The organism is Undibacterium pigrum (genome assembly GCF_003201815.1).
GTDB classification, from domain to species: Bacteria; Pseudomonadota; Gammaproteobacteria; order Burkholderiales; family Burkholderiaceae_D; genus Undibacterium; species Undibacterium pigrum.
Genome location: NZ_QJKB01000010.1, coordinates 75,898 through 102,077, shown reverse-complemented (window position 1 = coordinate 102,077; position 26,180 = coordinate 75,898). Strand labels below are relative to the sequence as shown.

The 26,180-nt window shown below is 49.2% G+C and carries 24 protein-coding genes; 12 read left to right on the top strand and 12 right to left on the bottom strand.

Going from position 1 to position 26,180, the window contains the following annotated elements; genetic code table 11:
* Window positions 1-101 precede the first annotated feature (101 nt).
* Window positions 102-2,429, bottom strand: coding sequence for a DNA topoisomerase IV subunit A (gene parC, locus DFR42_RS22975; protein ID WP_110257386.1), 2,328 nt, complete (start codon window positions 2,427-2,429; stop codon window positions 102-104).
* A gap of 50 nt (window positions 2,430-2,479) precedes the next feature.
* Window positions 2,480-4,471, bottom strand: coding sequence for a DNA topoisomerase IV subunit B (locus tag DFR42_RS22970; RefSeq protein WP_110257385.1), 1,992 nt, complete (start codon window positions 4,469-4,471; stop codon window positions 2,480-2,482).
* 150 nt (window positions 4,472-4,621) lie between these two features.
* Here DFR42_RS22970 and DFR42_RS22965 point away from each other — a divergent pair, with 150 nt between their 5' ends.
* Complete coding sequence (locus tag DFR42_RS22965) at window positions 4,622-5,449, top strand: response regulator (protein ID WP_110257384.1); 828 nt, start codon at window positions 4,622-4,624, stop codon at window positions 5,447-5,449.
* Window positions 5,450-5,555: 106 nt separating this feature from the next.
* Here the strand turns inward: DFR42_RS22965 and DFR42_RS22960 are convergent, their stop codons facing one another.
* Together DFR42_RS22960 and DFR42_RS22955 are read right to left on the bottom strand one after the other, a co-directional pair.
* On the bottom strand, window positions 5,556-6,725 hold the full coding sequence (locus DFR42_RS22960; RefSeq protein ID WP_110257383.1) for a vWA domain-containing protein: 1,170 nt from the start codon (window positions 6,723-6,725) through the stop codon (window positions 5,556-5,558).
* A gap of 41 nt (window positions 6,726-6,766) precedes the next feature.
* On the bottom strand, window positions 6,767-7,366 hold the full coding sequence (locus DFR42_RS22955) for a GNAT family N-acetyltransferase (protein ID WP_110257382.1): 600 nt from the start codon (window positions 7,364-7,366) through the stop codon (window positions 6,767-6,769).
* A 111-nt stretch (window positions 7,367-7,477) separates the two neighbouring features.
* Here DFR42_RS22955 and DFR42_RS29320 point away from each other — a divergent pair, with 111 nt between their 5' ends.
* Both DFR42_RS29320 and rpsT read left to right on the top strand, forming a co-directional pair.
* Window positions 7,478-7,627 (top strand): hypothetical protein, encoded by a 150-nt coding sequence (locus tag DFR42_RS29320; protein WP_170133647.1) that lies wholly within the window; start codon window positions 7,478-7,480, stop codon window positions 7,625-7,627.
* A gap of 32 nt (window positions 7,628-7,659) precedes the next feature.
* Window positions 7,660-7,923, top strand: a complete 264-nt coding sequence (rpsT, locus tag DFR42_RS22950; RefSeq protein WP_110257381.1) for a 30S ribosomal protein S20 — start codon at window positions 7,660-7,662, stop codon at window positions 7,921-7,923.
* Window positions 7,924-8,148: 225 nt separating this feature from the next.
* Here rpsT and DFR42_RS29315 read toward each other — a convergent pair whose 3' ends face one another.
* Window positions 8,149-8,325, bottom strand: coding sequence for a hypothetical protein (locus DFR42_RS29315; RefSeq protein ID WP_170133646.1), 177 nt, complete (start codon window positions 8,323-8,325; stop codon window positions 8,149-8,151).
* Between the two features lie 145 nt (window positions 8,326-8,470).
* Entirely contained in the window at window positions 8,471-9,016 is a 546-nt protein-coding gene (locus tag DFR42_RS22945) for a pseudouridine synthase (RefSeq protein WP_110257380.1), read from the bottom strand.
* Window positions 9,017-9,413: 397 nt separating this feature from the next.
* Here DFR42_RS22945 and icd point away from each other — a divergent pair, with 397 nt between their 5' ends.
* From icd to DFR42_RS22925, 3 genes are all read left to right on the top strand, one after another.
* Complete coding sequence (gene icd, locus DFR42_RS22935; RefSeq protein WP_110257378.1) at window positions 9,414-10,667, top strand: NADP-dependent isocitrate dehydrogenase; 1,254 nt, start codon at window positions 9,414-9,416, stop codon at window positions 10,665-10,667.
* 363 nt (window positions 10,668-11,030) lie between these two features.
* The gene (locus DFR42_RS22930) at window positions 11,031-13,889 is read left to right on the top strand and encodes a DUF3857 domain-containing transglutaminase family protein (RefSeq protein ID WP_110257377.1); all 2,859 of its coding nucleotides are present in this window, start codon (window positions 11,031-11,033) and stop codon (window positions 13,887-13,889) included.
* 51 nt (window positions 13,890-13,940) lie between these two features.
* Window positions 13,941-15,191: a hypothetical protein gene (locus DFR42_RS22925; protein ID WP_170133645.1), complete on the top strand. Its 1,251-nt coding sequence runs from the start codon at window positions 13,941-13,943 to the stop codon at window positions 15,189-15,191.
* A gap of 103 nt (window positions 15,192-15,294) precedes the next feature.
* Here the strand turns inward: DFR42_RS22925 and DFR42_RS22920 are convergent, their stop codons facing one another.
* The 3 genes from DFR42_RS22920 to DFR42_RS22910 all read right to left on the bottom strand — a co-directional run bounded on the left by DFR42_RS22920 (window position 15,295) and on the right by DFR42_RS22910 (window position 17,726).
* Window positions 15,295-15,978, bottom strand: coding sequence for a response regulator transcription factor (locus DFR42_RS22920; protein ID WP_110257375.1), 684 nt, complete (start codon window positions 15,976-15,978; stop codon window positions 15,295-15,297).
* Window positions 15,975-17,342, bottom strand: coding sequence for a cache domain-containing protein (locus DFR42_RS22915; RefSeq protein WP_110257374.1), 1,368 nt, complete (start codon window positions 17,340-17,342; stop codon window positions 15,975-15,977). Before DFR42_RS22915 ends, DFR42_RS22920 begins: the two co-directional genes overlap by 4 nt.
* 180 nt (window positions 17,343-17,522) lie before the next feature.
* The gene (locus DFR42_RS22910; RefSeq protein WP_110257373.1) at window positions 17,523-17,726 is read right to left on the bottom strand and encodes a cold-shock protein; all 204 of its coding nucleotides are present in this window, start codon (window positions 17,724-17,726) and stop codon (window positions 17,523-17,525) included.
* A gap of 397 nt (window positions 17,727-18,123) precedes the next feature.
* Between DFR42_RS22910 and clpS the strand changes: the two genes are divergently transcribed.
* From clpS to DFR42_RS22895, 3 genes are all read left to right on the top strand, one after another.
* Window positions 18,124-18,432, top strand: a complete 309-nt coding sequence (gene clpS / locus DFR42_RS22905) for an ATP-dependent Clp protease adapter ClpS (RefSeq protein ID WP_110257372.1) — start codon at window positions 18,124-18,126, stop codon at window positions 18,430-18,432.
* Complete coding sequence (gene clpA / locus DFR42_RS22900; protein ID WP_110257371.1) at window positions 18,429-20,729, top strand: ATP-dependent Clp protease ATP-binding subunit ClpA; 2,301 nt, start codon at window positions 18,429-18,431, stop codon at window positions 20,727-20,729. The genes clpS and clpA overlap by 4 nt, the downstream gene beginning before the upstream one ends.
* A gap of 77 nt (window positions 20,730-20,806) precedes the next feature.
* The gene (locus tag DFR42_RS22895) at window positions 20,807-21,073 is read left to right on the top strand and encodes a hypothetical protein (protein WP_110257370.1); all 267 of its coding nucleotides are present in this window, start codon (window positions 20,807-20,809) and stop codon (window positions 21,071-21,073) included.
* 52 nt (window positions 21,074-21,125) lie between these two features.
* Here the strand turns inward: DFR42_RS22895 and DFR42_RS22890 are convergent, their stop codons facing one another.
* Both DFR42_RS22890 and DFR42_RS22885 read right to left on the bottom strand, forming a co-directional pair.
* Window positions 21,126-21,530 (bottom strand): OsmC family protein, encoded by a 405-nt coding sequence (locus DFR42_RS22890; RefSeq protein ID WP_110257369.1) that lies wholly within the window; start codon window positions 21,528-21,530, stop codon window positions 21,126-21,128.
* A 10-nt stretch (window positions 21,531-21,540) separates the two neighbouring features.
* Complete coding sequence (locus DFR42_RS22885) at window positions 21,541-22,407, bottom strand: pirin family protein (protein WP_110257368.1); 867 nt, start codon at window positions 22,405-22,407, stop codon at window positions 21,541-21,543.
* Between the two features lie 283 nt (window positions 22,408-22,690).
* Here DFR42_RS22885 and DFR42_RS22880 point away from each other — a divergent pair, with 283 nt between their 5' ends.
* The 3 genes from DFR42_RS22880 to DFR42_RS22870 are packed head-to-tail and all read left to right on the top strand — an operon-like array spanning window position 22,691 to window position 25,684.
* Window positions 22,691-24,667: a lipase family alpha/beta hydrolase gene (locus DFR42_RS22880; RefSeq protein WP_110257367.1), complete on the top strand. Its 1,977-nt coding sequence runs from the start codon at window positions 22,691-22,693 to the stop codon at window positions 24,665-24,667.
* A 50-nt stretch (window positions 24,668-24,717) separates the two neighbouring features.
* A complete protein-coding gene (locus tag DFR42_RS22875; protein WP_110257366.1) occupies window positions 24,718-25,242 on the top strand; it encodes an NADPH-dependent FMN reductase in 525 nt (174 codons plus the stop codon).
* Window positions 25,243-25,255: 13 nt separating this feature from the next.
* Entirely contained in the window at window positions 25,256-25,684 is a 429-nt protein-coding gene (locus DFR42_RS22870; RefSeq protein WP_110257365.1) for a hypothetical protein, read from the top strand.
* On the opposite strand, the gene dut is transcribed toward DFR42_RS22870, so the two are convergent.
* A complete protein-coding gene (gene dut, locus DFR42_RS22865) occupies window positions 25,681-26,130 on the bottom strand; it encodes a dUTP diphosphatase (protein ID WP_110257364.1) in 450 nt (149 codons plus the stop codon). The genes DFR42_RS22870 and dut overlap by 4 nt on opposite strands.
* Between the last annotated feature and the right edge of the window lie 50 nt (window positions 26,131-26,180).

Below are 26,180 nucleotides of genomic sequence, written 5' to 3'. Positions count from 1 at the left end.
TATCGACAACTTTAAAAAAGTAAATCGTCCAGGACCCTTAGGTCATGGACGATTTTCAATATCACATTCAACGAATACTACAGGTCAAGCGCAAACAGCCATTACTCTTTTGCCGTGATCTTCTGCAAACCACTAGCCTTGATCTTCGCTTCCAGTGCCTTGCCTTTGCGCGCACGCTTGCCGATATGGATGCCCAGACCTGTTGCACTGAGATTGACTTCCTGAGGTTTGCCGCCACGACCTATGCCAAGCACGCGCACGCCTCGCTGGCTTATCGCCTGGGCTGACACGAGGCTTTCCTTGTCTTCCAGTTCCATCAAAATCACGCCACGGCCACCGCTGGAGAGTTGCTTGATTTCAGCCAGACCAAAGACCAGCAAGCGGCCTTTTTCTGACAGGCAGGCAATCGCGCTGGCGTCGTCAGTGACTACGGCTGGCGGCAAAGGCTGGTCTGCTTCTTCCAGTGTCATGAAAGCTTTACCGGCTTTCATGCGGCCTACCATGTCGCCGATTTTTGCAGTAAAGCCATAGCCAGCAGTCGATGACAACAGCAGGCTGATGTCGGCACTGCCAGCAAAGTAATGCAAAATCTTGCTGCCAGCGGCCAGGTCTATCAGGGTAGTGATAGGTACGCCATCACCACGGGCACCCGGCAGGGCAGAGACGGCGACGGAATATACGCGACCATTCGAGCCAAATACCAGTAGTTGGTCTACCGTGCGGCATTCAAAGGTGCCGTACAGGCTGTCGCCCGCCTTGAAGCTGAACTGGCCATTGTCATGACCATGACCGGTACGTGCACGTACCCAGCCTTTTTCCGAGATGACGACGGTGACCGGTTCATCGATGACTTTTTGTTCTATCGATGCTTTGGCAGCTTCTTCGATAACCGTACGACGGGCATCGCCAAATTGTTTGGCATCGGCTTCGATTTCCTTGATGAGCATGCGTTTCATCGAAGAAGGATTTTCCAGCAGATCATGCAGGCCGGCTTTTTCTTTGCGCAATTCATCCAGTTGCTGCTGTATCTTGATGGCTTCCAGACGCGCCAACTGACGCAAGCGAATTTCGAGAATATCTTCCGCCTGGATATCTGACAGCTTGAAGGCCGCAATCAGCGCAGGCTTGGGATCGTCAGATTCACGGATGATGCGTATGACTTCATCAATATTCAACAGTACCGCTTCACGGCCTTCCAGGATATGGATGCGGTCATCCACTTTTTTGAGGCGGAACTGGGTACGGCGAGTGACGGTGGTAAAGCGGAAGGCTATCCATTCGCTGAGAATATCGAGCAAACCTTTCTGACGTGGACGGCCATCGCCGCCTATCATCACCAGATTGATCGATGCAGATGTTTCCAGTGAAGTATGGGCGAGCAGCATTTGCATGAACTCGGCCTGATCCTGATTCTTGGATTTAGGTTCCAGTACCAGTCGTACCGGTGCATCCTTGCCGGATTCGTCACGCACGGTGTCAAGCACTGACAGAATGACCTGTTTCAGTGCCACCTGTTCTGGAGACAGCGTCTTTTTGCCCAGCTTGATTTTTGGGTTGGTCAGCTCATCAATCTCTTCCAGCACCTTTTGTGAGGACGTGCCAGGCGGTAATTCTGTGACGACGGCTTGCCACTGGCCACGTGCCATTTCTTCTATCTTCCAGCGTGCACGCACCTTCATGCTGCCACGGCCAGTCGCATACATATCGGCGATGGTGGAGGCTGGCGTAATGATTTGCCCACCACCCGGGAAATCGGGGCCGGGGATGTATTCCATCAACTCGGCATGTTTCATGGCCGGGTTGCGTATCAGGGCAACTGCGGCTTTTGCAACTTCAGTCAGGTTATGCGAAGGGATTTCTGTCGCGAGGCCAACTGCAATACCAGATGCACCATTCAGCAAGACGAAAGGCAGGCGGCTAGGCAGCAATTTTGGTTCTTCAGTAGTGCCATCATAGTTAGGCTGGAAATCGACCGTACCCTGGTCGATTTCATCCATGAGCAATCTGGAGATCGGTGTCAGCCGTGCTTCGGTATATCGCATCGCCGCAGCGCCGTCACCATCGCGTGAGCCGAAGTTACCCTGGCCATCAATCAGCGGGTAGCGCAGTGAGAAATCCTGCGCCATGCGCACCAGCGCATCATAAACAGACTGGTCGCCATGCGGATGCAGCTTACCCAGTACATCACCAACGACGGCGGCAGATTTACGCGGCTTGGCAGCAGAGTTCAGGCCCAGCTCATTCATCGCATACAAAATGCGGCGCTGCACCGGTTTTTGACCATCGCATACATCGGGCAGGGCACGGCCTTTGACGACCGAGATGGCGTAATCGAGGTAGGCGCGTTCCGCAAAGGTCGCCAGGGTCAGGGTTTCACCATCGCCTGGTGGCGGTGGAGTTTGATCAAATAAATTCGCTTGTTCGCTCATGGTTCTATTCGTATTTTTTGTATTCTTTTGTGGTCTGTAAGGTCAGATATTTATATATCAGCTTCAACAGCATTCCCATGCTCTTCTATCCAGGCACGGCGGGCGGCGGCTTCGCCTTTGCCCATCAGCATATTGAAACGGCCTTCAGAAAAGACCTGATCAAACTCACCCAGAGAAACTGGCAGCAGGCGGCGTGTATCCGGGTTCATGGTGGTTTCCCATAACTGGCTGGCATTCATTTCACCCAGACCCTTGAAGCGGGAAATTGCCCAGGCGCCATCCTTGACACCGTCCTTACGCAATTTGTCTTCGATGGCGATAAGTTCCCCTTGATCCAGTGCGTAGATTTTCTGTGCCGGCTTCTTGCCGCGTGCAGGTGCATCGACGCGGAACAGTGGCGGACGCGCCACGCAGATATGGCCGCGTGCAATCAGTTGCGGGAAGTGACGGAAGAACAGCGTCAGCAGCAAGACCTGGATGTGGGAGCCATCAACGTCAGCATCAGAGAGTATGCAAATTTTGCCGTAGCGCAGATTGGTGAAATCAACGATCTCATTCACACCATGTGGATCGACACCGATGGCAACGGCGATATCATGGATCTCGTTATTGGCGAACAGACGGTCGCGCTCAGATTCCCATGAGTTCAGCACCTTGCCGCGCAATGGCAAAATCGCCTGGAATTCCTTGTCACGGCCCATCTTGGCAGAGCCACCGGCAGAGTCACCCTCGACCAGGAAGATTTCATTGCGGGCAATATCATTCGATTCGCAATCGGTCAGCTTGCCTGGCAAGACGGCCACGCCTGAAGATTTTTTCTTTTCCACTTTCTGGGCAGAGCGCAGGCGCGATTGCGCTTGCTTGATGACCAGTTCAGCCAGTTTCTTGCCGTATTCCACGTGGGAATTCAGCCACAGTTCCAGCGGTGGCTTGGTAAAAGAAGATACCAGGCGCACTGCATCGCGTGAATTCAGCCTTTCCTTGATCTGGCCCTGGAACTGTGGGTCCAGTACCTTGGCGGACAAAACGAAGGATACGCGGGCAAATACGTCTTCCGGCAGAAGCTTGACACCCTTGGGCAGCAGGGAATGCATCTCGGCGAAACTCTTCACCGCACCAAACAAGCCTTCGCGCAAGCCGGATTCATGCGTACCACCAGCGGGCGTAGGGATGAGGTTGACATAGGATTCGCGGACAACATTGCCTTCCTCTGTCCATGCCACTACCCAGGATGCACCTTCGCCTTCGGCAAAGCCGTCACTGTCGGAATTGGCAAATTGCTCGCCTTCAAACAAAGGGATCAGTGGCTCACCATGGGAAGACTGCGCCAGTGCTTCGGTCAAATAACCGCGCAAGCCCTGGTCATATTGCCAGGTCTGGCTCTCGCCAGTTTTGGCATTGGTCAGCGTGACTTTAACGCCCGGCAGCAAGACTGCCTTGGAGCGTAACAGGCGTTGCAATTCACCTTGCGGGATGTTGGCGCTGTCAAAATACTTGGCATCTGGCCAGATAGTGACACGCGTACCGCTCTTTTTGTCTCCGCGCGCCAGCGGTTGGCTGCGCAGCGGTTCTATCACATCGCCGTTCGCAAAAGTCAGGTTGTGCAGGCCGGCTTCGCGCCAGACTGTGATTTCCAGACGCTTGGACAAGGCGTTGGTGACCGATACGCCCACACCATGCAAGCCGCCGGAGAAGGCATATGCACCGCCAGAACCTTTGTCGAATTTGCCGCCAGCATGCAGGCGGGTGAAGACGATTTCCACGGTAGGCACGCCTTCTTCAGGGTGCAAACCAACTGGAATGCCGCGGCCATCATCTTCTACACTGATACTGGTATCAGCATTGATGGTCACCAGGATATTTTTACAATGTCCGCCCAGCGCTTCATCCGAGGCATTGTCGATGACCTCTTGTATGATATGCAGGGGGTTTTCGGTGCGTGTATACATCCCCGGTCTTTGTTTGACCGGCTCCAGGCCTTTGAGTACTCGGATGGATGATTCGCTATAGTCTGACGGAGAAGTATTTTTTTTAGTGGCCATGCGAATGAAAATCTGTTGTTTTGGTTAATTTTTTGATGATGTTTTGCAATTTTTTTGCGAGGCTGGCAGAATTAAGCTGTATTCTTGCAGCGTTTTTGCAGCTATTGTAGCTGCAATGATCGAAGCTGCAATGTGTAAGATGGAAAAACGATGCCAACAAAAACTCCAACGATCGCGATCCGACTGCTTGGATTTTCTCCAAAAGAGGAAGAAACCTTCTCAACCGTTCTTGCCGTTCTCCGCGAGAAGGGTTATCGCTATCTGGTTTTAAAAACTGGTAGTTTACAAGATCCTGACATTCATATTGTCAACGCAGAAGATTTAAAAGCACTGGCTACCCTGTCCGACCTCAATCTGGGCGGAGCACAGCCTGTATTGCTCATTGGCAAGACTGAAGTCAATTTGCATTATCAGTCCATGCCACGCCCTATACGCTGGCGCAAGCTGTTCGACGTTCTCGATGAACTGATAGACCGCCGCCAGCTTTTGCTGACCACCCTAAGTGCCTTTGGCGAAGTGGCTGTGCCTGAGCGCCGCCGCCGCGAACGTCTTGATCTTGACCTGACCGATCCCGCCGAATATCAAAAGATGCGCAGGCCCAGTGTGCCCAGGGGCGGCATCATGATCGTCGACAAGGACATACGTTTTCGCGAGTATGTCGCCATGATCATGGATAAATATGGCATCACCGTGACACTGGCAACAGATGAGCGCAGCGCCTTGATGCTGGATAAAAATAATCGTCACGCCATGACGATGATTAATTCTTCTACGCCAGATATTGACCCTTACCGCCTGTGTGCCGAGTTAAAAAAGCAGAATACAGACCGCAGGACGACTGTAATCTTTCTGGTGGATAAGAGCTTTAATTATAAGGTTGCAAATGCGCAACAGGCAGGCTGTGAAGGCTTTTTGACCAAGCCTTTGTCGAGGAAGCAGGTTTTGTCAACGATACAGAAGTTTTTGCAGTTGCGCTGAACGTAGCGCAGTACCCATCTCGTCCTCAGCTTAATCGCATCTCCACGACCCGATAAAAGAAAACTTTGCCAGTGTAGCCTGGCAAAGTTTGTTTTCTGGTCTGCTGTTACTTACTTAATAGCCTCATTCCCCGCTCCAGACCCTCTATCGTTACCGGAAACATGCGGTTACTCATAATCTGCTTGATGACAGAGATAGACTGACGGTATTGCCACAGGCCTTCCGGTTCAGGATTCAGCCAGATGTATTTCGGGAAGGCCGACGTAAACCGCTGCAGCCAGGTCGCCCCGGCTTCTTCATTGTTGTATTCAACAGAGCCGCCAGCCTGCAGGATTTCATAGGGACTCATGGTGGCGTCGCCAACGAAAATGACCTTGGTGTCGGGCGTGTATTTGCGCAAGACATCCCAGGTCGGGAATTTTTCTGCATGGCGACGGCGGTTGTTTTTCCACAGGTAGTCATAGACGCAATTGTGGAAATAAAAGAACTCCATATTCTTGAATTCTGTCTTGGCGGCAGAGAATAATTCTTCAGTCTGGGCGATGTGGTCATCCATGGTGCCACCTACGTCCAGCAACATGAGTACTTTGATATTGTTCTTGCGCTCAGGCTGCATCTTGATGTCGAGGTAACCAGCATTGTTGGCAGTGGCCTTGATGGTGGCGTCCAGTGCCAGTTCTTCTTCTGCACCCTGACGGGCGAATTTACGCAGGCGGCGCAGGGCAACCTTGATATTGCGGGTGCCGAGTTCGCGTTCAGCATCATAATCGCGAAAGGCGCGCGCTTCCCACACCTTGACGGCACTGCGACCACCACCTTTGCCGCCTATGCGTATGCCTTCAGGATTGGTGCCGCCATTACCAAAGGCAGATGTACCACCAGTGCCTATCCACTTGTTGCCACCTTCATGTCGCTCTTTTTGTTCTTTGAGCAATTCCTGTAGCCTGTCCATCAGCTTGTCATAGCCAAATTTTTCGATGGCGGCTTTTTGCTCATCCGTCAGTTCGCGTTCCATGCGCTTTGTGAGCCAGTCCAGGGGGATGTCGGGGCGTTTTTCAAAGATAGTGTCTATACCCTTGAAGTACAGACCAAAGGCTTTGTCGAACTTGTCATAATGCGCCTCATCCTTGACCATGATGGTGCGCGAGAGGAAATAAAAATCGTCGAGTGACATGCTGACCAGACCTTTTTCCATGGCTTCCAGCAGCATCAGAAATTCCTTGATGGATACCGGAATCTTGGCGTCTTTCAGGGTAAAGAAAAAATCGATCAGCACTTGTCATTCTCCATTCGCTTACTAGTATTGCGCTTCTTATATTACGCTTCGTATTTGGTTTGCATGTATTGCAAGTTCTTTTTGACACCTGCCCATTCAGAATTCAGGATGCTGTATACAACCGTATCACGGATGCGGCCATCAGGCAAAATCATGTGGTTGCGCAAAACCGCATCGCGCTTGGCGCCCAGTCGTTCTATTGCCGCCTGTGAACGACGGTTGAACCAGTCAGTGCGGAATTCAACAGCGATGCAGCCAAACTCTTCAAAGGCATGGCCCAGCAACAGCAGCTTGCATTCGGTATTCACCGGGCTGCGCTGCACCCGCTGCGCATACCAGGTATAGCCTATCTCCAGGCGCTTGTTATTGATATCCATATTACAGTATCTGGTGGCACCGACTATCTGGCCAGTCGCATTTTCACGAACGACAAAGGGCACGGCTTTTTGCTGTTGTTGCATCTCCAGGGCGATATTCAGCCAGTTTTGAGTATTATCAGGGGGGGGGACTGAGGTAAAAAACAGTTTCCATAACTCGCCATCGGCTGCGGCATTCTGGATATCAGCCAGGTGATGCTGTTCCAGCGCTTCCAGAGTGACATGTTTTCCCTTTAAGGTCATCGGCTTGCAGTGCATATTCATCCTTTTTGCGGTAGTGTCGGCAGAGAAATGGCATTGATAGTAAAATCATGCTTCGCTTAGTTTTGCATCCCCACCACCAGTCGCATAGATACAGTCGTGCAGATTTTGAGCATGACAGTTGCGCAAATTTCGCTGGAACAGCAGAAATATGCATGCCTGTTGCAAGAATCGACAGGAATGCTTGCTATCAAAAATAAATCCGGTTATACTGCAAAGCTGTATAGAATTTTTGCGGCGTGGCATTTAAATCAAATGTTTTGACCTCGTCGCTTTGACCACGTTTAGGAAATCTCATGGCAAATACCGCACAAGCACGCAAACGTGCTCGTCAAGCAGTTAAACAAAATGCACACAACTCCAGCCAGCGCTCCACGCTGCGCACAGCAATCAAAGCTGTTCGTAAAGCAATCGAAGCTGGTGACAAAGCTGCTGCAGCAACAATTTTCCAAAGCTCCGTATCGGTTATCGACCGTATCGCTGACAAGAAAATCATTCACAAAAACAAGGCAGCTCGCCATAAGAGCCGTCTGGCATCTGCTTTGAAAGCACTGGCTTAATTCAAGCCTGCTTCTAAAGCTGTAAGTCAGTGCTACGGCACTGACGCCTGAAGTGAAAAAAAGCCGCAATTTATTGCGGCTTTTGCCTTTTTCGGAGCAGATTGTTGATTTGGGCTTTTGATGCCTGTTCTATAACTGTCGTTCAAAATTCCTGATACAAAATTTCAGGCGCAAAAAAAAGGCAGGGGGTAAGCCTGCCTTGCTTCTGAGCTGCTAGCGACAGATTTACATGGATGCAGAAGCGGATGCAGATGCAGCTTTAGCTTTTTTAGCTTTCTTCGCTTTTTTTGCTGGCTTGGAGGCAGCAGTGGATGCTGCAGCGGAGGCTGAAGGAGCGGGTGCCTGGGCGAAAGCAGCAGAAGCAAACAGACCTGCAACCAGAGCGGCGATCAATTTTTTCATTTTCGTGTCCTTCATAAAGTATCGGTTAAGAATGATTCACTTGAATCAAGGCAAACAACGCTACCGGTGAATTGGGCGTTGACAAGAATTCTAATTAATTTATAAGGATTATGGATTTTTTTCTGAATTTCTGTGCAAACATTGTTTAAATTTTAACTTCCTGCCATTCGCCGGGTAACATGGGATGGGTTTCCAGTGAAAAACCACCTATGCTGGTCCTGATCAGGCGCAGTGTAGGCAAGCCTGCCGCTGCCGTCATGCGCCTGACCTGGCGATTTTTCCCTTCAGATAAAATCAGGCATAGCCAGCTGGTTGGTATGTTTGCCCGTTCGCGTACTGGCGGGTTGCGTGGCCACAGCCATTCTGGTGGATGTATATGCTTGACGATGCAGGGCTGGGTAATAAAATCACCCAGGTCCATGGGCTGGCGCAGTTTCTCCAATGCTTCCTTGGTGGGTGTGCCTTCGACTTGCACCAGATAAGTCTTGGCTTGCTTGTGTTCAGGGTGGCTGATGCGGTTTTGTAATTGTCCGTCATCAGTCAGTAATATCAGTCCTTCACTATCTGCATCCAGCCTGCCAGCCGGATAGATGTGCGGGATCTTGATATAGTCAGCCAGGGTAGGGCGGCTGGGGTGTGCCGAAAACTGGCACATCACATTAAATGGTTTGTTGAGTAAAATCAGTTTCATGGCAATATGGTAACCGTAAAATGCAATGATGGAATCTGCCGCATTGCATTCTCAGTCAGGTAGTACAAGTTAGGTAGAATATAGCGCGCATACAAAAGAATGGCAGATGGGATATGAGTAATGGTTTTCTGCATTATCACGATGTCTCTGGCCAGGATGAGCAAGATTGCCATGAACTTGCCATTTTGTATTTTCAAATAGCGCAGTACGTGAAAACCGAAGCATCCGTGAGGCCAGCAAGCTGACAAACTGATGGCATACGGTAAAATAGTAGTGCATAATACGAAAAGATGGTCTTGTGTCTTATAGAAGAGTGATTGCTCTATAAAATATAAATACGCAAGGCAGATGATGAGAAAAGCGTGACCCGCTTGATCGCCCAACCACGGAGAAAACGATGTATCAACATATTCAAGTACCTGCTGAAGGTAAACAAATTACCGTCAATGCTGACTTTTCATTGAATGTTCCTGACAATCCTATCATCCCTTTTATCGAAGGCGATGGTACTGGTGTTGATATCAGCCCGGTCATGATCAAGGTCGTTGATGCGGCTGTAGCTAAAGCCTACGCAGGCAAGCGCAAAATCAGCTGGATGGAAATCTATGCAGGTGAAAAATCCACTAAAGTATACGGTCCTGATGTCTGGTTGCCAGAAGAAACACTGAAAGTCTTGAAAGACTACGTTGTTTCCATCAAAGGCCCATTGACTACGCCAGTTGGCGGCGGCATCCGTTCCCTGAACGTGGCCCTGCGTCAAGAGCTGGACCTGTATGTCTGCCTGCGCCCAGTGCGTTATTTCAAAGGCGTGCCATCCCCAGTGCGTGAGCCAGAAAAAACAGACATGGTCATCTTCCGTGAAAACTCTGAAGATATCTATGCTGGTATCGAATTCGCTGAAGGCTCTGACCAGGTTAAAAAACTGATCAAGTTCCTGACAGAAGAAATGGGCGTCAAGAAAATCCGTTTCCCAGAAACTTCAGGTATCGGCGTCAAGCCAGTATCCCGCGAAGGTACAGAACGTCTGGTACGCAAAGCGATCCAGTACGCTATCGACAATGACAAGCCATCTGTGACTATCGTCCACAAAGGCAACATCATGAAGTACACCGAAGGTGGTTTCCGTGACTGGGCATATGCTCTGGCACAAAAAGAATTCGGTGCTGAACTGATCGACGGCGGCCCATGGTGCAAATTCAAGAATCCAAAAACAGGTAAAGAAATCACTGTTAAGGATTCCATCGCTGATGCATTCTTGCAGCAAATCCTGTTGCGCCCGGCAGAGTACAGCGTTATCGCTACACTGAACCTGAACGGCGACTATATCTCTGACGCGCTGGCAGCTCAGGTTGGTGGTATCGGTATTGCTCCAGGCGCGAACCTGTCTGACTCTATCGCCATGTTTGAAGCAACTCATGGTACAGCACCCAAGTATGCCGGTAAAGACTATGTGAACCCAGGTTCCCTGATCTTGTCCGCAGAAATGATGTTGCGTCACATGGGCTGGCTGGAAGCAGCTGATCTGTTGATCAGCGCGACAGAAAAAGCCATCACTGCCAAGAAAGTCACTTATGATTTCGCACGTCTGATGGAAGGCGCAACACAAGTGTCTTGCTCCGGTTTCGGCGACGTCATGATAGAAAATATGTAATCAGAATCTTGACTTCTGGCTGGAATAAATTCCAGACAGGTGAGCGAAGATATCGAAAAGCCCCTTGTGTTAAGCAAGGGGCTTTTTCTTTTACGGTTCCATCCATGTTTTGCTGGAGAAGTTGGTTTTTTTGAGGCATTTCATCGCCACAGTTTTTAACAAAGCGATATTTGCTTCTGATAGAATCAAGGCGAAAAACAAATCTCGAAGTTGATTTTCAAGGTAAGCACAGCTTGTTGGATCTTTGCTTCGGGGCTCATAGGTGATCGATCTGGTCCTTGTTCTCCTGGCTTATGACGGCACAATGCTATTCACTTTTCTTGATGATGGATTTCAAGCAAATGAACCGTGCATTGCATACTTATGACGCCATCTACCTCCTCATCCATGTTGAAGCTGTTCAAACTGATCAGGCTGCATCAAAAATCCAGTAGCAGTTTCAGTTTCCTTCTCTTTGCATTCCTGTTGAACATGCTGCATGTTGGTGCTGTGCATGCCTTGCAAGCTGAAAGTCTGGCGAGTGGGAAACCATTGGATTCCCAGCGATTTGAAAAAAATCTGACCCGGGGAGAGCCTGTGCCTGCATGGGTGGATCAGGATAATGGGCCTCAAGCTGCAGACGCTACTGGCGCACCACTGGTGGTACGTTTGTCCGATGTACAGATTTTCGTGGACAAGCAGGCTGGTACCTATGTGCATCGCATGATGCAGGCAAATGAAGCCTCCATGTTGACCCAGGTGGGCCGGATAGAAATCCCGTTTCATCCTGAGTACCAGAAAGTGGGCTTGCATAGTATCCGGGTGATACGGGGCAGCCAGGTATTTGATAAGACTGGTACCGCTGATATTCGTTACTTGCAAATGGAAAGTGATCTTGATTCGGGCATTTTTACCGGGTCAGTCACGGCTTCTGTTGTTATAGAAGATATACGGGTAGGTGATGTCGTTGATGTTGCCTATACCACCACAGGTCAGAATCCTGTTTTTGATGGCAATTTTTTTTCGACCCTGGTATGGGATAACAGTTATACCATCTTACGCAAGCGCATACGCCTGAGTACGCCTGTCAACAGGCCGATAAAATACCGTATTCTTGGTCAGGGCAGTGGTAGCATCCAGACCAGGGAAGAGCAGGCTGGTGGCAGGAAGATCATTACTTTGTCTGCGGAACAGGTCAAGGCCATAGAGTTCGAGCCCTATGTGCCGCGCGATATTTTCCAGTTCAGATTCATACAGTTCTCGGAGTTCACGCAATGGCAACAAGTGAACCAATGGGCACAAGCTTTATTCGATGTGAATGCTAGCAGCCCTGAGCTTGATAAGGTAGTTGCCAGTTTGCGCGGCGCGGCCAATTCAGATGAAACCGTTCAACGTGCACTGGCTTATGTACAGAGCGAGATACGTTATCTGTCAATTTCCATAGGTGAAAATTCTCATAAGCCTTTCCCGCCGGATGTAGTGCTGACACGTCGTTACGGTGATTGCAAGGACAAGTCTTTGCTGCTGGTGACTATCTTGCGCAAGCTGGGCATAGAAGCAGCACCAGTATTGATTTCTGCATCCAATCCCAAAATGCCAGGAAAAATGCTGCCTTCACCGACGACATTTGATCATGCCATTGTACGGGTCAAGGTCAACGGAAAAATCTATTACCTTGATCCTACCAGAGCTGCCCAGTATGGCCCCTTGGTCAATATGGGACAGGTACATGCAGGTGCTGAAGTGCTGGTGATTCAAAAGGATACTTACGAACTCGCTACTATTCCTCGTAATGAAGAGGGTACAACTACCATCAATGGCCGCCTGGAAAAAATACAACTGAATAAATTCGATGGTGTGGCCGAGTTTCAGCTTACCCATCAATATTCTGGTGTTGAAGCCGAACAGATACGTTCTTATCTGGCGCGTCAAACCAGGGAGCAGTTGAAAAATGCCTATATAGCCTCGGTGCTGAGGCGTTACCCCCAGGCAGAATTAAAATCCGGGCCTGTCGTTACTGATAATCGTCAGGCCAATACCGTCAATATCGAATTGAAATTCCAGATACCCGGGCTATTTGTCAAAAATTCTCTGGGATGGCAGATGCGTTATCAGGCGTCCAATATGCGTGAACGCTTTTATGTTCCAGAGAATCCAAAACGCAAGCATGCCTTGACGGTACCAATCCAAGTCCCTTTGATACGCTATGAATTGGAAGTCAGGCTGCCCGATGAAGTAAATGCGAATTACACGCCGTCCATCGCCAAGATTGAGAATCCGGCATTTTTCGCCAATGAGACCTTGACGTTCAAACAAAACGTCTACAAAGCACTTGTCGAATTGCATGGCGTGAAGGACAGAGTGGCATCGCAAGACGTTGTTGAATTTATGGCCGATACCAGGAAAGTAGGCAACATGCTGGAAGGGGCCGTTCAAATTCGCAAAACGGATTTGCGCGAAACTGCCCGCGACCAGCCCGAATTGCCTTTGAAACAGAAAATCAGGGAACAACTCGAAGAAGAAATACGCAGTAAATCAAGTCTGATTAATGAAGCAAGGGCAAATGGCAATAACCTGACCCTTGCTCTCTGTGAACGTGCTGTGGCTTACGCACGCACAGGCCGCAAATCTGATGCCAATGCAGATTTACTTGCAGTAAAAAAGGACATGCCTGATACCCAGGAATATTTACGCTGCCGCTCGAATGCCTATTTTGCGATGGGTGATTTCAAGAATAGTGATGCTGACAGTGCGCGTTTGCTGTCTCAGGGGCAAGGTGAAAGCAAGTTATTTATGCTGCGTGGCATGTCATTGTATGGCCTTGGCAAGTGGCGGGAAGCTGCAGACAGTTTTTCTCTTGCAGCAGAACAAAGCAATGCCAGTCAGGCCAGGTTGCGTGCCAGTATCATGCGTCAACTGGCGCTAAGGCGTCAGAATGCGCAAGCCAGTTTGCCTGTGAGCATGGATAACAATGATGACTGGCTGAGTGTCATGCTGGCTGCGAGCAGTGCTGCAGGGAAAACCGAAGAACAGGTTTTGCAGCAGGTGCACAAACGCCTCGGAGACGAGCTTGATGCAGATCTGGCAGAGGCTTATTTTTACATTGCTCAATTGAATATCATCAATGGGAACAAGATCAAAGCGATGGTGTATCTGCAGCGATCAATGGAAAAAGGTATTTTGACTGCGCCGTATCGACCTCTGGCTGAGTATGAACTTGAGCGTTTGAAAAAAAGTAAATAGAACTACAGCATAAATACAAATATAAACACAACACAAACACAAAACTATAAATTGAATGAGGGAAGAATAATGATGTCGCTGTATCGCTTGTTGACGGTATTGATTTTATCAGGCATGACTTTGATAGCCAGTGCTGCGGGAATACCAATCAGTAATCCTGCCAGGGTTGAAGACGTGCAGGAAATTTTGCGCATCTTTGCATTCGACCAAAAAATAAAAACTGCTATTCGCCGTGAGGTAGAAAATTCTAACAACACCAAACCTGAAACCTATCTGGATCCGGAAATTTATCTGCGTCCTTTTACTGTTGAGGCTATCAATCTTCGCATGTCTGTTGTTGTCAGTAAGTATATATCCAATGATTATGCGCAAAAATTGTTGAAAGACTTGTCTAAACCCATAGGGAAAATTTCCACTCGCATTGATCGTGAGGAAATGAATCGTGGATCAGACGTCGCCAAAAGTGAATTCATGAAACTCAGTCCTGCAGATCGGAAGGCAGTCAATGATTTTCGTTCTTCTGCCAATTACCTGAGTTTCCTTAACGCGCTCAAGAACAGTACGGACGAGCGTAAGGAAATGGTGGGGCAATGGGCAAAAGAGGAGATGCAGGGCAGGGCAAATCTGGCACGTAAAGTGATTGCTGAAATGACGGCACAGTATTTGAAAGCTGAACAGGAAGATAAGATGGAAAGCCTCAATCCATCTGACCGTATCCCCTTGACTGGCCTGCGTTATTTTGATCAGGAAGCACGACTGACCTACGAATATTTGCGTGCCAATATCAAGCAAAGCAAGAAGTATTCAGAAGAAATCAAATCCCTGGATCTTGCCAAGGTATTGAAAGCGGAAAGCCTGACCACGCGCCAGGGGCTCGAAAACAGTAATCTGACTGTTTTGTCGGCAGAGAATATATTCAGTAATAATACTAAGCACTTTGAAAGCTTGCGTACGGCATATGGTGAGGCAAGTCAGCGCATTGTTATGCCGCAGCAGCAAAGAGAGGAAATCATTGCTGGCAATAAGAGTTCTACTGAAAGAATATTTGATTTGCAGATACGGCATGATGAACAGCTGCGTATATTTCTGGAGCTGGTGAAGCAGGTGTTGAGCTTGTGTGAAAATCGTTTTGGCAAGATCAAATTCGTAGACAATACCTTGCACTTTGAGACGGATGCGGACTTGAAACAATACAATGACTTAATCAAACGCATCAATGTAACGGTACAGGCAATAAAAGATCTTGAAAAAGAAGATTTGGAATATCGTACGCAGGCGCTGGAAACATTCAAGAAAAAATAAAGAAAAAATAAAATAAGAGCCGGTGCAGCGATGAGCTGGACCGGCTTTTTGTTAAATGCTACCTTGGATTTCTATTCATCGATGGCAAAAGTCGCATGAAGTCTTATGTAGCCGCATTATTGAGTGCATAGCGTATCAAATCAGCCTGGCCTTCAATATTCAATTTGCGCTTGATATTAAGCCTATGGGTCTCTACCGTTCTGACACTGAGCCCCAGCTCCCTGGCGATATGTTTATTGGATTTGCCTGTTGCTATGCAGTTCAGGATGGATTTTTCCCTTTGTGTCAGCACCTGGCTGCTGTCGCTGTTTGCTGCTTGCTTCTTCAGGCCGGAGCTGAAATAGGTGCCGCCAGCCATGACAGTGTCTATTGCTTCTATGATTTCGACTGCCGGTGCATCCTTGAGCACATAGGCGCGCGCGCCAGCTTGCACCGATTGATTTACGTATTCTGTCTTTTCATGCATGGATAGCATGATGACGGCGATATGCGGATATTCTGCCTTGAAACGGGCAGTCAGACTGATGCCATTGCCTGTGCCGAGGTTGATATCCATCAGGATGAGGTTCACAGGCTTGCTGGCAGCGATGGACAGAGCTTCCTCTGCTGTCCCTGCTTCACCTGCGATGGTGATGCTGGCGATGGTCTCCAGCCGCGCCCTGAGCCCGTCCCTGACCAGGGGGTGATCGTCAACCAGTAGCAGATGCACTTGTGTTGCTTGCGTTGCTTGTATTTCAGGTGCAGCATGCACTTCCGCCGCTGGCTGGACCGGTATGTTCTCGGTCATTTTTTCTCTCCATTCGATAAGCTTGCGGTCACGGTGGTGCCGCTGGTATCGGATTGTAATTCCAAACGGCCGTTAATCGCAGCCAGTCGTTCGCGCATATTGCTCAGGCCTATTCCACGATGCGGGTGGTTTGCCACGCCCTTGATATCAAAGCCGCGCCCATCATCGCTGATGATGAGCCTGATGCCTTCGGCATCGCTCAGTAATTGCACATTGACATGGCTGACTTGCTGGGCATGCTTGTGTATGTTGGTCAGGGCTTCCTGAGCAACCCTGAACAGGACAGTGTTGCTGATTTCATCCAGGGCATGAAATTCACCGGCGGCATGAAAGCTGACGGGCAAGTTGCTGGCATGCTCAAATTCATCTGCCAGATGTTCAAAGGCTGCGACCAGACCCAGATCATCCAGCAGGGCAGGGCGCAGGTTATGCGAGATGCGCCGGACTTCGCTGAGCGCCTCATTGAGCTGGTCGGTGGCGCGGGCAAATGACAGCTTTGCCGCTTCTGGCCCGGCACTTGCCTGATGCAGCTTGACCTGGCCCGATTCTATTTGTAGCTTGACTGACACCAGTAGCTGGCTAAGACCATCATGCAAATCACGTGACAGGCGGGCGCGCTCATCTTCCTGGGAGCTGACGACACTTTGGGCCAGCACTTTGAGTTTGGCTTCTGCCAGACGCGATTCACTGATATTCAGGGCCAGACCTGAGAGGGCAATCAGCAAGGCGCTGATAATGGCGATGCCCGCAATCCATGACATGGTACTTTGTATGTTTTTTGCCACTTGAATGTCAATTTTGTTCAAGGCGTCGTCTACGTCGTCAAGATAAATGCCTGTGCCCAGCATCCAACCCCATTGCTCCAGCATGACGACATAGCCCAGTTTAGGCATGAGTTTTTGTGTCGAGGGTTTAACCCACATATAGCGTATGGCCCCACCACCGGCTTTGGCCTTGTTGATCAGATTCTGGATGGTGAAATTGCCTTGTGGATCAGTCATACCCCACAAGTCTTTGCCAACCAGGTCGGTCTGGCGAGGATGCATGAGGTTTTTGCCTTGCAGATCGTAGATGTAGAAATAACCATCGTCACCAAAGTCCAGTGCAGCCAGTATTTTTTTGGCTTCTTCTTGCGTGGCCTGGCCTTGCTGCTTGCTGTTATATAAATGCGCAATTGCAGCGGTGCCCAGGGTGACATAATGCTTGAGTTCAGCCTCTTTGCTGGAAATGTAGGCTTGTTCTACGGTACTTCTTTGTTGTTTGGCCAAAAAGGTGGCTTGATAAAATACCGCCGCGGCGATACCGGCGAAGGCCAGCAGCAAGGGGGCAATCGCCAGAAAAATGATTTTGTGCCTGAGTTTCATTAAGAAAAAGTAAGCCTGCGTTTTGACCAGGCATCTACTGTAGCCTTGAAGCCGGTTTAAGCAAAATGGAAAATCTGTTGTGCGGAAATGAAAATGAATGAAAACGAATGAAAACGAATGAAAAAAAACCCCGCAATTGCGGGGTTTTTTAAAAAACCAGAATCAATGAAGAATCAAGGATTAAGGATTTTGGATGTTGGAAGCTTGCTTGCCTTTAGGGCCTTGCGTGACTTCGAACGAAACTTTTTGACCTTCTTTCAGGGTCTTGAAGCCGTTCATCTGGATTGCGGAAAAGTGGGCGAACAAATCCTCACCACCGTCATCCGGAGTGATAAAGCCGAAACCTTTGGAATCATTGAACCACTTGACGGTACCTGTTGCCATAATGCATCTTTCAAATAAAAACTAATCACACGAGCCGTAAAAGCAAGAAACCTAGCACTATGCTACCTCCCCCTTGACTTGCTCACTTCATATTGACGATTTACTACTTTATTTGTCAATAAATATCATTCTTGGCGGAAAAAAAGCTAAAGTCAAGAAACTTCTGGTTACAAATGAAGTAGTTTTGCAGTACTGTTGTATTTTTACTTAATGACAAGAAAATCAGGCTATATTTGATATGCAGAAATAGTTTTGCTATTGAAACTTGATCTAAAGGAATTGATCACCATCTGCGAACAAAGCAGAAAGCGCGTAACATTGACCAGGGAGAGAATTAAGCCGTTTTTATTCGCTTATTATTTGTCTCTGAAATGAATCAACGTACTAGAATATACGTATGGGAAACAAGCAAGAAAACGGTACGATACTGGAACGTCAGGCGCAGAAGTTAAAGCCGCCTTCCATGTATCAGGTAATTTTACTCAACGACGACTACACTCCTATGGAGTTTGTGGTGGCGATCGTTCAGGAATATTTTAATAAGGATCGTGAGACTGCCATGCAGATCATGCTCAAGGTACACAGGGATGGCAAAGGGATATGTGGCGTCTATTCCAAAGATATTGCGCTGACCAAAGTGGAACTCGTTTTAACGCACGCTCGTAAGGCAGGACACCCCCTGCAATGTGTGATGGAGGAAGTATGATTGCGCAAGAACTGGAAGTTAGTTTGCACATGGCCTTTGTCGAGGCCAGGCAGGCTCGTTATGAATTCATCACGGTGGAGCATCTCTTGCTCGCCTTGCTGGATAACCCTTCTGCTGCGGAGGTCTTGAGGGCCTGCGCAGTCAATATTGAGGATTTGCGCAAAACCCTGGGTAATTTCATTACTGATAATACCCCCACCGTACCTGGCACCAATGAGGTTGATACCCAGCCTACACTGGGCTTCCAGCGCGTGATACAGCGCGCCATCATGCATGTGCAGTCAGCATCGAATGGCAAGAAGGAAGTGACTGGTGCGAATGTGCTGGTCGCCATCTTCGGTGAAAAAGATTCTCATGCTGTGTATTATTTACATCAGCAGGGTGTGACGCGTCTTGACGTGGTCAACTTCATTTCACATGGTGTGCGTAAAGACAGCCATAACGAAGTACCTAAGTCACCTGAAGGCTCTGAGGAGAACCAGGCTGAAGCACAAGCCAAGGAAAATCCGCTGGATCAGTTCACCCAGAACCTGAACAAGGCTGCTGCGGAAGGCAAGATAGATCCGCTGATCGGTCGCGACAATGAAGTTGAGCGCGTGATCCAGATCCTGTGCCGTCGCCGCAAAAATAATCCTTTGCTGGTGGGTGAAGCTGGCGTTGGTAAAACAGCCATTGCCGAGGGCCTGGCATGGCGCATCACGCAAAGTGATGTACCCGATATTTTGCAAAATGCTGTGGTCTATTCTCTTGATATGGGTGCCTTGCTGGCCGGTACCAAATACCGTGGCGACTTTGAGTTGCGTCTTAAGGGTGTGCTCAAGCAGTTGAAAGACACGCCTAACGGTATTTTGTTCATTGATGAAATCCACACCATCATCGGCGCTGGTTCAGCATCTGGTGGCACGCTGGATGCGTCCAACCTCTTGAAACCAGCCTTGTCCAGCGGACAGCTGAAGTGCATAGGTGCGACCACTTACACAGAGTACCGTGGCGTCTTTGAAAAAGACCATGCGCTGGCACGTCGCTTCCAGAAGATCGATGTCAATGAACCAACGGTAGAGCAAACTGTGCAGATTTTGCGCGGCTTGAAATCCAAGTTTGAAGAGCATCATAACGTCAAGTATTCAGCCTCGGCGCTGACGACTGCAGCAGAATTGTCTGCACGCTTTATCAATGACCGTCATTTGCCCGACAAGGCAATTGATGTCATCGACGAGGCTGGTGCTGCCCAACGTATTTTGCCCAAGTCCAAGCAAAAGAAAACCATAGGCAAGGCAGATATCGAAGACATCATTTCGAAAATTGCCCGTATTCCGCCGCAGACCGTCAATCAGGATGACCGCAGCAAGCTGCAAACCATAGAACGCGACCTGAAAAATGTCGTGTTTGGTCAGGAGCCTGCCATTGAAGCACTGGCATCATCGATCAAGATGGCGCGTGCTGGCCTGGGCAAGACAGACAAGCCTATTGGTTCTTTCCTGTTCTCCGGCCCTACCGGTGTGGGCAAGACCGAGGTTGCCAAGCAATTGGCATTCACCCTGGGTATAGAGCTGATACGCTTTGACATGTCGGAATACATGGAGCGCCATGCCGTCAGCCGTCTGATCGGTGCGCCTCCTGGTTATGTGGGTTTTGACCAGGGTGGTTTGCTGACTGAAGCCATCACCAAAAAGCCGCACGCAGTATTGCTGCTGGATGAAATAGAAAAAGCGCATCCTGATGTTTTCAACATCTTGTTGCAGGTGATGGACCATGGCACGTTAACAGATAACAACGGTCGCAAGGCAGATTTCCGCAATGTCATTATTATCATGACGACAAATGCGGGCGCTGAAAGTTTGCAAAAACGTTCTATCGGTTTCAACGACAGCAAAGAAGCTGGCGATGAAATGGCCGATATCAAACGTATGTTTACGCCTGAGTTCCGTAACCGTCTGGATGCCATTATCAGCTTCCGCGCACTCGACGAAGAGATTATCTTGCGTGTCGTCGACAAGTTCCTCATGCAGCTCGAAGAGCAATTGCATGAGAAAAAAGTCGAAGCCACATTTACCGAAAATTTACGCAAATTCCTCGGCAAGAAAGGCTTTGATCCTTTGATGGGCGCACGACCTATGGCGCGCTTGATACAGGATATGATACGTAAAGCCTTGGCGGATGAGCTCTTATTCGGTAAGCTGGTGACAGGCGGACGTGTGATTGTCGACCTTGATGACAAAGACCAGGTCAAACTGGAATTTTCTGAAGGCGATGCCAGTCCACCAGAGGCATCACAAGAGGTGGTCGAAGTAGAATAATTCCACCCTTGTCTGCCCCGGCTACGGCCGGGGTATTTCATTGAAGGTTGTATGTTTTTTGCGTGATGGAGACAAGTATGGCAGGCCTGACACTTCCCACATATGTACTTGAATATACAACCAAGACCATAGACGCAGTTCTATCCCAGGCAGCCCTGGAAGGAAATGAAGTCGAGGTTGATGTCTATGAACGCAGCGATGTCAGCAAGAAGCATGTCGCACTGGGTAAGCGCCTGAAGGGCGACAATGATATGTTCCGCGTCTCGGTAGGTTCTCATGACGACGACTGGAACTACACCATCTTGCGCGAATCAGCAGGACGCAGCCGCAAACTGAAAAAGTAGTTGTACAAATAAAAAGCCCGGATCAGATTAATTGAACCGGGCTTTTGCTTTTTCAGCCTGCGCTGGTTTCTATGATGGGCGAGCTGGTGATGGTTTTATGCACAGGGCATTTTGCTGCGATGGCGATCAGCCTGGCTCGCTGCTCTTCTGTTAAGCCTGCACCGTGCAGGATTACTTCTTTCTTGAAGATATCCTGTACACCCTCTTTGTGATGCGTCAGCCTGACTTCTACTTTGTCCAGTGGCCATTGATGCTGGTTTGCATACCAGCGCACGGTCATGGCCGTGCATTCACCAAGTGCTGCGGTCAATAAATCATAGGGAGCAGGGCCGAGATCGCCACCACCAGCATCCAGTGGCTCGTCACCCTTGATCAGATGCCCGGAGACATTGATGTTGACAGCAAAGGCGTTTTCGCCTGTTTCTGCGACATGGGCCGAAATGGTTTTATCTGACATCTTGTTTTCCCTATTCTGGTAATGGAATGAATTCGTCGTCGCCCGGGACTTTTGCAAAGCGCCCGGCTTTCCAGTCTGCTTTTGCCTGTTCAATGCGCGCTTCTGATGTGGAAACAAAATTCCAGAAAATATGGCGCTGTTCAGGCAATGTTGCACCACCCAGTAACACCAGGTGGGCATCGCTGCTTGCTGTAATGGTCACATCTGCGCCTTCAGCAAAGACAGGCATGGTACGCTCTTCTATGGCTTCATCTGCTATTCGTACGTTACCCGAGATCAGGTACAAGGCACGTTCAGCATATTCTGCTGGTACTTGCAATTGCGTACCTGCTGGCATTTTTGCTTCCACATAAAACAGCGGGCTAAAAATTTTGACGGGTGCAGTATGGCCGTAGGCAGAGCCGGCAATCAGCTTCAGTACCACATCATTGATGGCAAATGCTGGCAAACTATCTGCTGCATGATGATGAAATTCCGGCTCCACTTCCTCAAACTCTTTGGGCAAAGCCACCCAGCTTTGCAAACCATGCACAGTGCGGGTTTGCGATCTTTGCTCAGGACTATTGCGCTCAGAGTGGGTGATACCGCGACCGGCAGTCATCCAGTTGACATCGCCAGCCAGTATCTCTTGCTCTGAACCCAGGCTGTCACGATGAAACATGCTGCCTTCAAAAAGATAGGTAACAGTTGCCAGGCCTATGTGCGGGTGCGGCCTTACATCCATGCCTTGCCTGGCTTCAAACCGGGCGGGCCCCATATGGTCGAGAAAGATGAAGGGGCCAACCAGATGGAGCTTGGCAAATGGCAGGATGCGCCCGACAGTAAACCCTCCAAGGTCTTTGCTGCGCGCGGGTATGGTCAGGCTGATGACGCTCATGTTGTTTATTCCTTTTCAAAAGCGTTTGTTGATGACATTGGTAACATTGGTGACGCCAGATAACGGTGTCACTGGCGATAGTAATAAATAAGTAATCAGTTTTTACTGCCAGAAATTAATATCCCAGTCAGCTTCAAAATACCTTCCAGGCACTGTATATATGCCGTAAAAATGCGAATTTCAACTATTATATTTGATATAATTTTTTGAGGTGGCATGCACATCAGTCTTCACCTTGACCTGGCAAATATGTCATTCACCTTTTATTTGGAAACAAGCAAACATGCAGGTATCAGTAAAGGATAATTTGGGGCTATTTTCTGGTCAGGTCAATGTTCTGATGGTGATACGAAGATTGTCACTGCGTGTGCTGGCCTGGATAATTGGTGGTGCGTGCCTCAGTGCTTGTATCAGCGCCTGTTCATTCGTTAAATTGAATGAAGAAACCAAGGTCTTTTATTCATCGACGGTGCTGGTTGGCTCGATATCCAGTGATATGACATGGGATAAACCCGTTGTCGTTGCGGCCTATACCAAACACCAGGGGAAGCTGGAAATCGCCCACTACACGGTACTGCATGAACCTGGCGCTTATGAATTAATTGTTCCCAAGGGCGAGTATGCAGTATTTGCCTTTGGTGATGCCAATGGCAACCTCATGCTGGATGAAGGTGAACCTGTTGGACTATATGCATCCACCTCGATCGTGGCGTCAGGAACTGGTGTCGTCGCTGAACTCAACTTCCTTATTTCCAATGCTGCGCAAACTGCCATTCCGACAGGCACTGTAGTAGCCACACCGGCAAGCGGAAGCAAATTGCATAGTACCCAGATAGGGGCGATTGCGGAGCTTGATGATGCGGTATTTTCGTCCTATGCTGGCCGGGGCGCTTACTGGGCGCCAGTGGATTTTTTTAAAAAAACTGGCGGCAATATTTATTTCCTTGAAAAATACGATCCGGCCAAAATCCCTGTCCTTTTCGTCCATGGTGTTGGTGGTTCTCCGCAGGACTGGAAATATTTTTTTGAGCATCTGGACAGAAGCAAATACCAGCCCTGGTTTTTTTATTACCCCTCTGGTGCTTCTCTGGATTCCATGGCTTATCTGCTGTACTGGAAAATGGTCAACCTGCAAAGGCGCTATCATTTCGATAAAATTTATTTTACTGCGCATAGCATGGGTGGTCTGGTTGTGCGCTCTTTCCTCAGCAATTATGGTGCGCAATTTCCGACAGCCAAACTGTTCGTTTCATTGTCGACCCCATGGGGGGGCGATACCATGGCAGACAAGGGCGTACGCTATTCGCCGGTTGTCGTGCCTTCGTGGAATGATATGCAAGCCAGTGGCCGTTTTGTGCAAACACTGTTCCAGAAACCTTTGCCGCCGGGCTTGGACTACTATCTGTTTTTTGGTCATGGCGGCAGTTACAGCCTGCTGCGCTCAGCCAATACTGACGGCAGCATCACTCTGGCCAGCGAGCTGCGTGCCGACGCACAGGCAGATGCCCGCATGGTCAAGGGCTTCAATGAAAGCCATGTCAGCATACTGTCGTCACCAGAGGTTTTCCGCCAATATGCTGCCGTACTTGCTTCTGCAGATCAAAAGAATGCTGTAGCTACACTCACTGATAATGGCAATGTACAGGTGGCCTTCACTTATGAAATGCAAGACAAGCTCCCTAAAACCGACCCCTTGTTGCTGTTGACGCCCGTCGGTACGGGGGCTGCTCGCGAGCAAATAATTCTGCCTGTGAGCGCAGGTGATAGTGGCAGAGAATTCGGACCCTTCCCTGTAGGGGAGTATGAAGCAACAGTGTTTGCGTATGGCTTTAAAACAGTTCCGGCAAAAATCCCTGCCGTGATTGCATCCGGCAAAAAGCCAGCATTGACATTTTCGCTGGTGCCACAAGGCGTGCTGTCAGGCTATATAGGGGCCGATATCAAGGCTGGAGACAATCCCGCTGGAAGTTATCGCCAGCCTCACCAGCACATCCGCATAGTATCCATTACCCTCAAGGGTGAAAATGAAAACCGTATACTGACACCGGAGTATGGTGGAAAAGACCGCGGTGCCGAAGCCTACATGGCTGGCCAGGATTATAGTTATCAGTCATCCTTTTCTTTCGTTGGCCTGAAATCAGGGCGTTACGAACTGCTGGTTGAGGCTGAGGGCTATCAGCCATACCGGCAAAGCTATCTGATCGTCCCGGGCCAATACGATTACCTGAAACCCATAGATTTAACGCCCTTAAAAAAATAAGTGCAGTTGCATATCCGCCTTTTTAACGATTTTCTTACCGGGAACACACCATGAAATTACTCGCCTTCGCTGCCAGCAGCAGCAAAAAATCCATCAATAAACAACTGGTTACCTATGCCGCTCATCTGGTTGCCGGGGCTGAAGTTGAAGTGCTGGATTTGAATGATTATGAATTGCCGCTGTTTAGCGTAGACAAAGAAGCAGACCTGGGCAAGCCCGCGCTGGCCCTGGCATTTCTGGACAAGATCGCCGCCAGCGATGCCATCCTGATTTCTTTCGCCGAACACAATGGCTCTTACAGCGCCGCCTATAAGAACCTGTTTGACTGGTGCTCACGCGCCAATGGCAAGGTTTTCCAGGGCAAGCCTATGGTCATGATCTCGACTTCTCCTGGTGCCCGCGGTGGAGCCAGCGTACTGGCCGCCGCGACCACATCCGCACCATTCTTTGGTGGGCAATTGAAAGCCAGCCTGTCTGTACCGACTTTTTATGAGAATTTTGATGTGGAGAGGCAGGAACTGAAGAACGAAGAACTGAAAGCTAAATTGGTGGCGGCACTGGCGAACTTTGCCTGATTGATTCCTGAACATGTTTGAGCAGGTCTACCGCCATACTACAAAAATAATTGCCGCCATCTATCTGGTGATGGCGGCATTACTATTGTGGGCTGGCACGCAGCCAGACGGATATCTGATCAATGTGCGCCACATTATCGAGCCGCAGCCATATCCAGTCTCACCAGTGTTGATTGCATTATTAATGCTGGTCGTGCCCTATGCGATGTTTGCATGGGCATTGCGTTCGCATTCATGGACACGTGTCTGGAAATTGCTGCTTTGCTTTATTGCAGATGTCACTCTTATAGTACTCACTGGCATAACGATGATGCATGCACCACCTTACCATGCGTATTTTTTGTTGGCTGTTTTATTGCTGACATTATTGGTTTTGCTGACGTTGCTATTATTTACTTCGCTGGGCTCATACAATAAGTGGGTGGGCAATACAGGAATTTAATGTTTGCCCGTACTCCCAAAGCCGCCTTCACCGCGCTCACTCTGCCCAAATTCATCAACGATATTGAAGCCCACCTGTAACACCGGCACGATAATCAGTTGCGCCAGCCTGTCCATAGGTTGCAGGGTAAATTCCGCCTGACCACGGTTCCAGGTTGATACCATCAATTGGCCCTGATAGTCAGAGTCGATCAGACCAACCAGGTTACCCAGAACAATACCATTTTTATGGCCCATGCCACTGCGTGGCAAGATCATGGCGGCGTAGCCAGGGTCGGCGATGTGGATGGCCAGGCCGGTAGGGATCAGCACTGTCTGGCCCGGTTGTATTGTGATGGCGTCATCTATACAGGCGCGCAGGTCCAGGCCCGCGCTGCCGGGTGTGCCATATGATGGCAGGAAGTCCTTCATGCGGTTGTCGAGGATTTTCAGGTCTATGTTTTTCATGATATCGAACAAATAAATAATGCTCAAAGAGACCAGGCTCTTTGAGCATG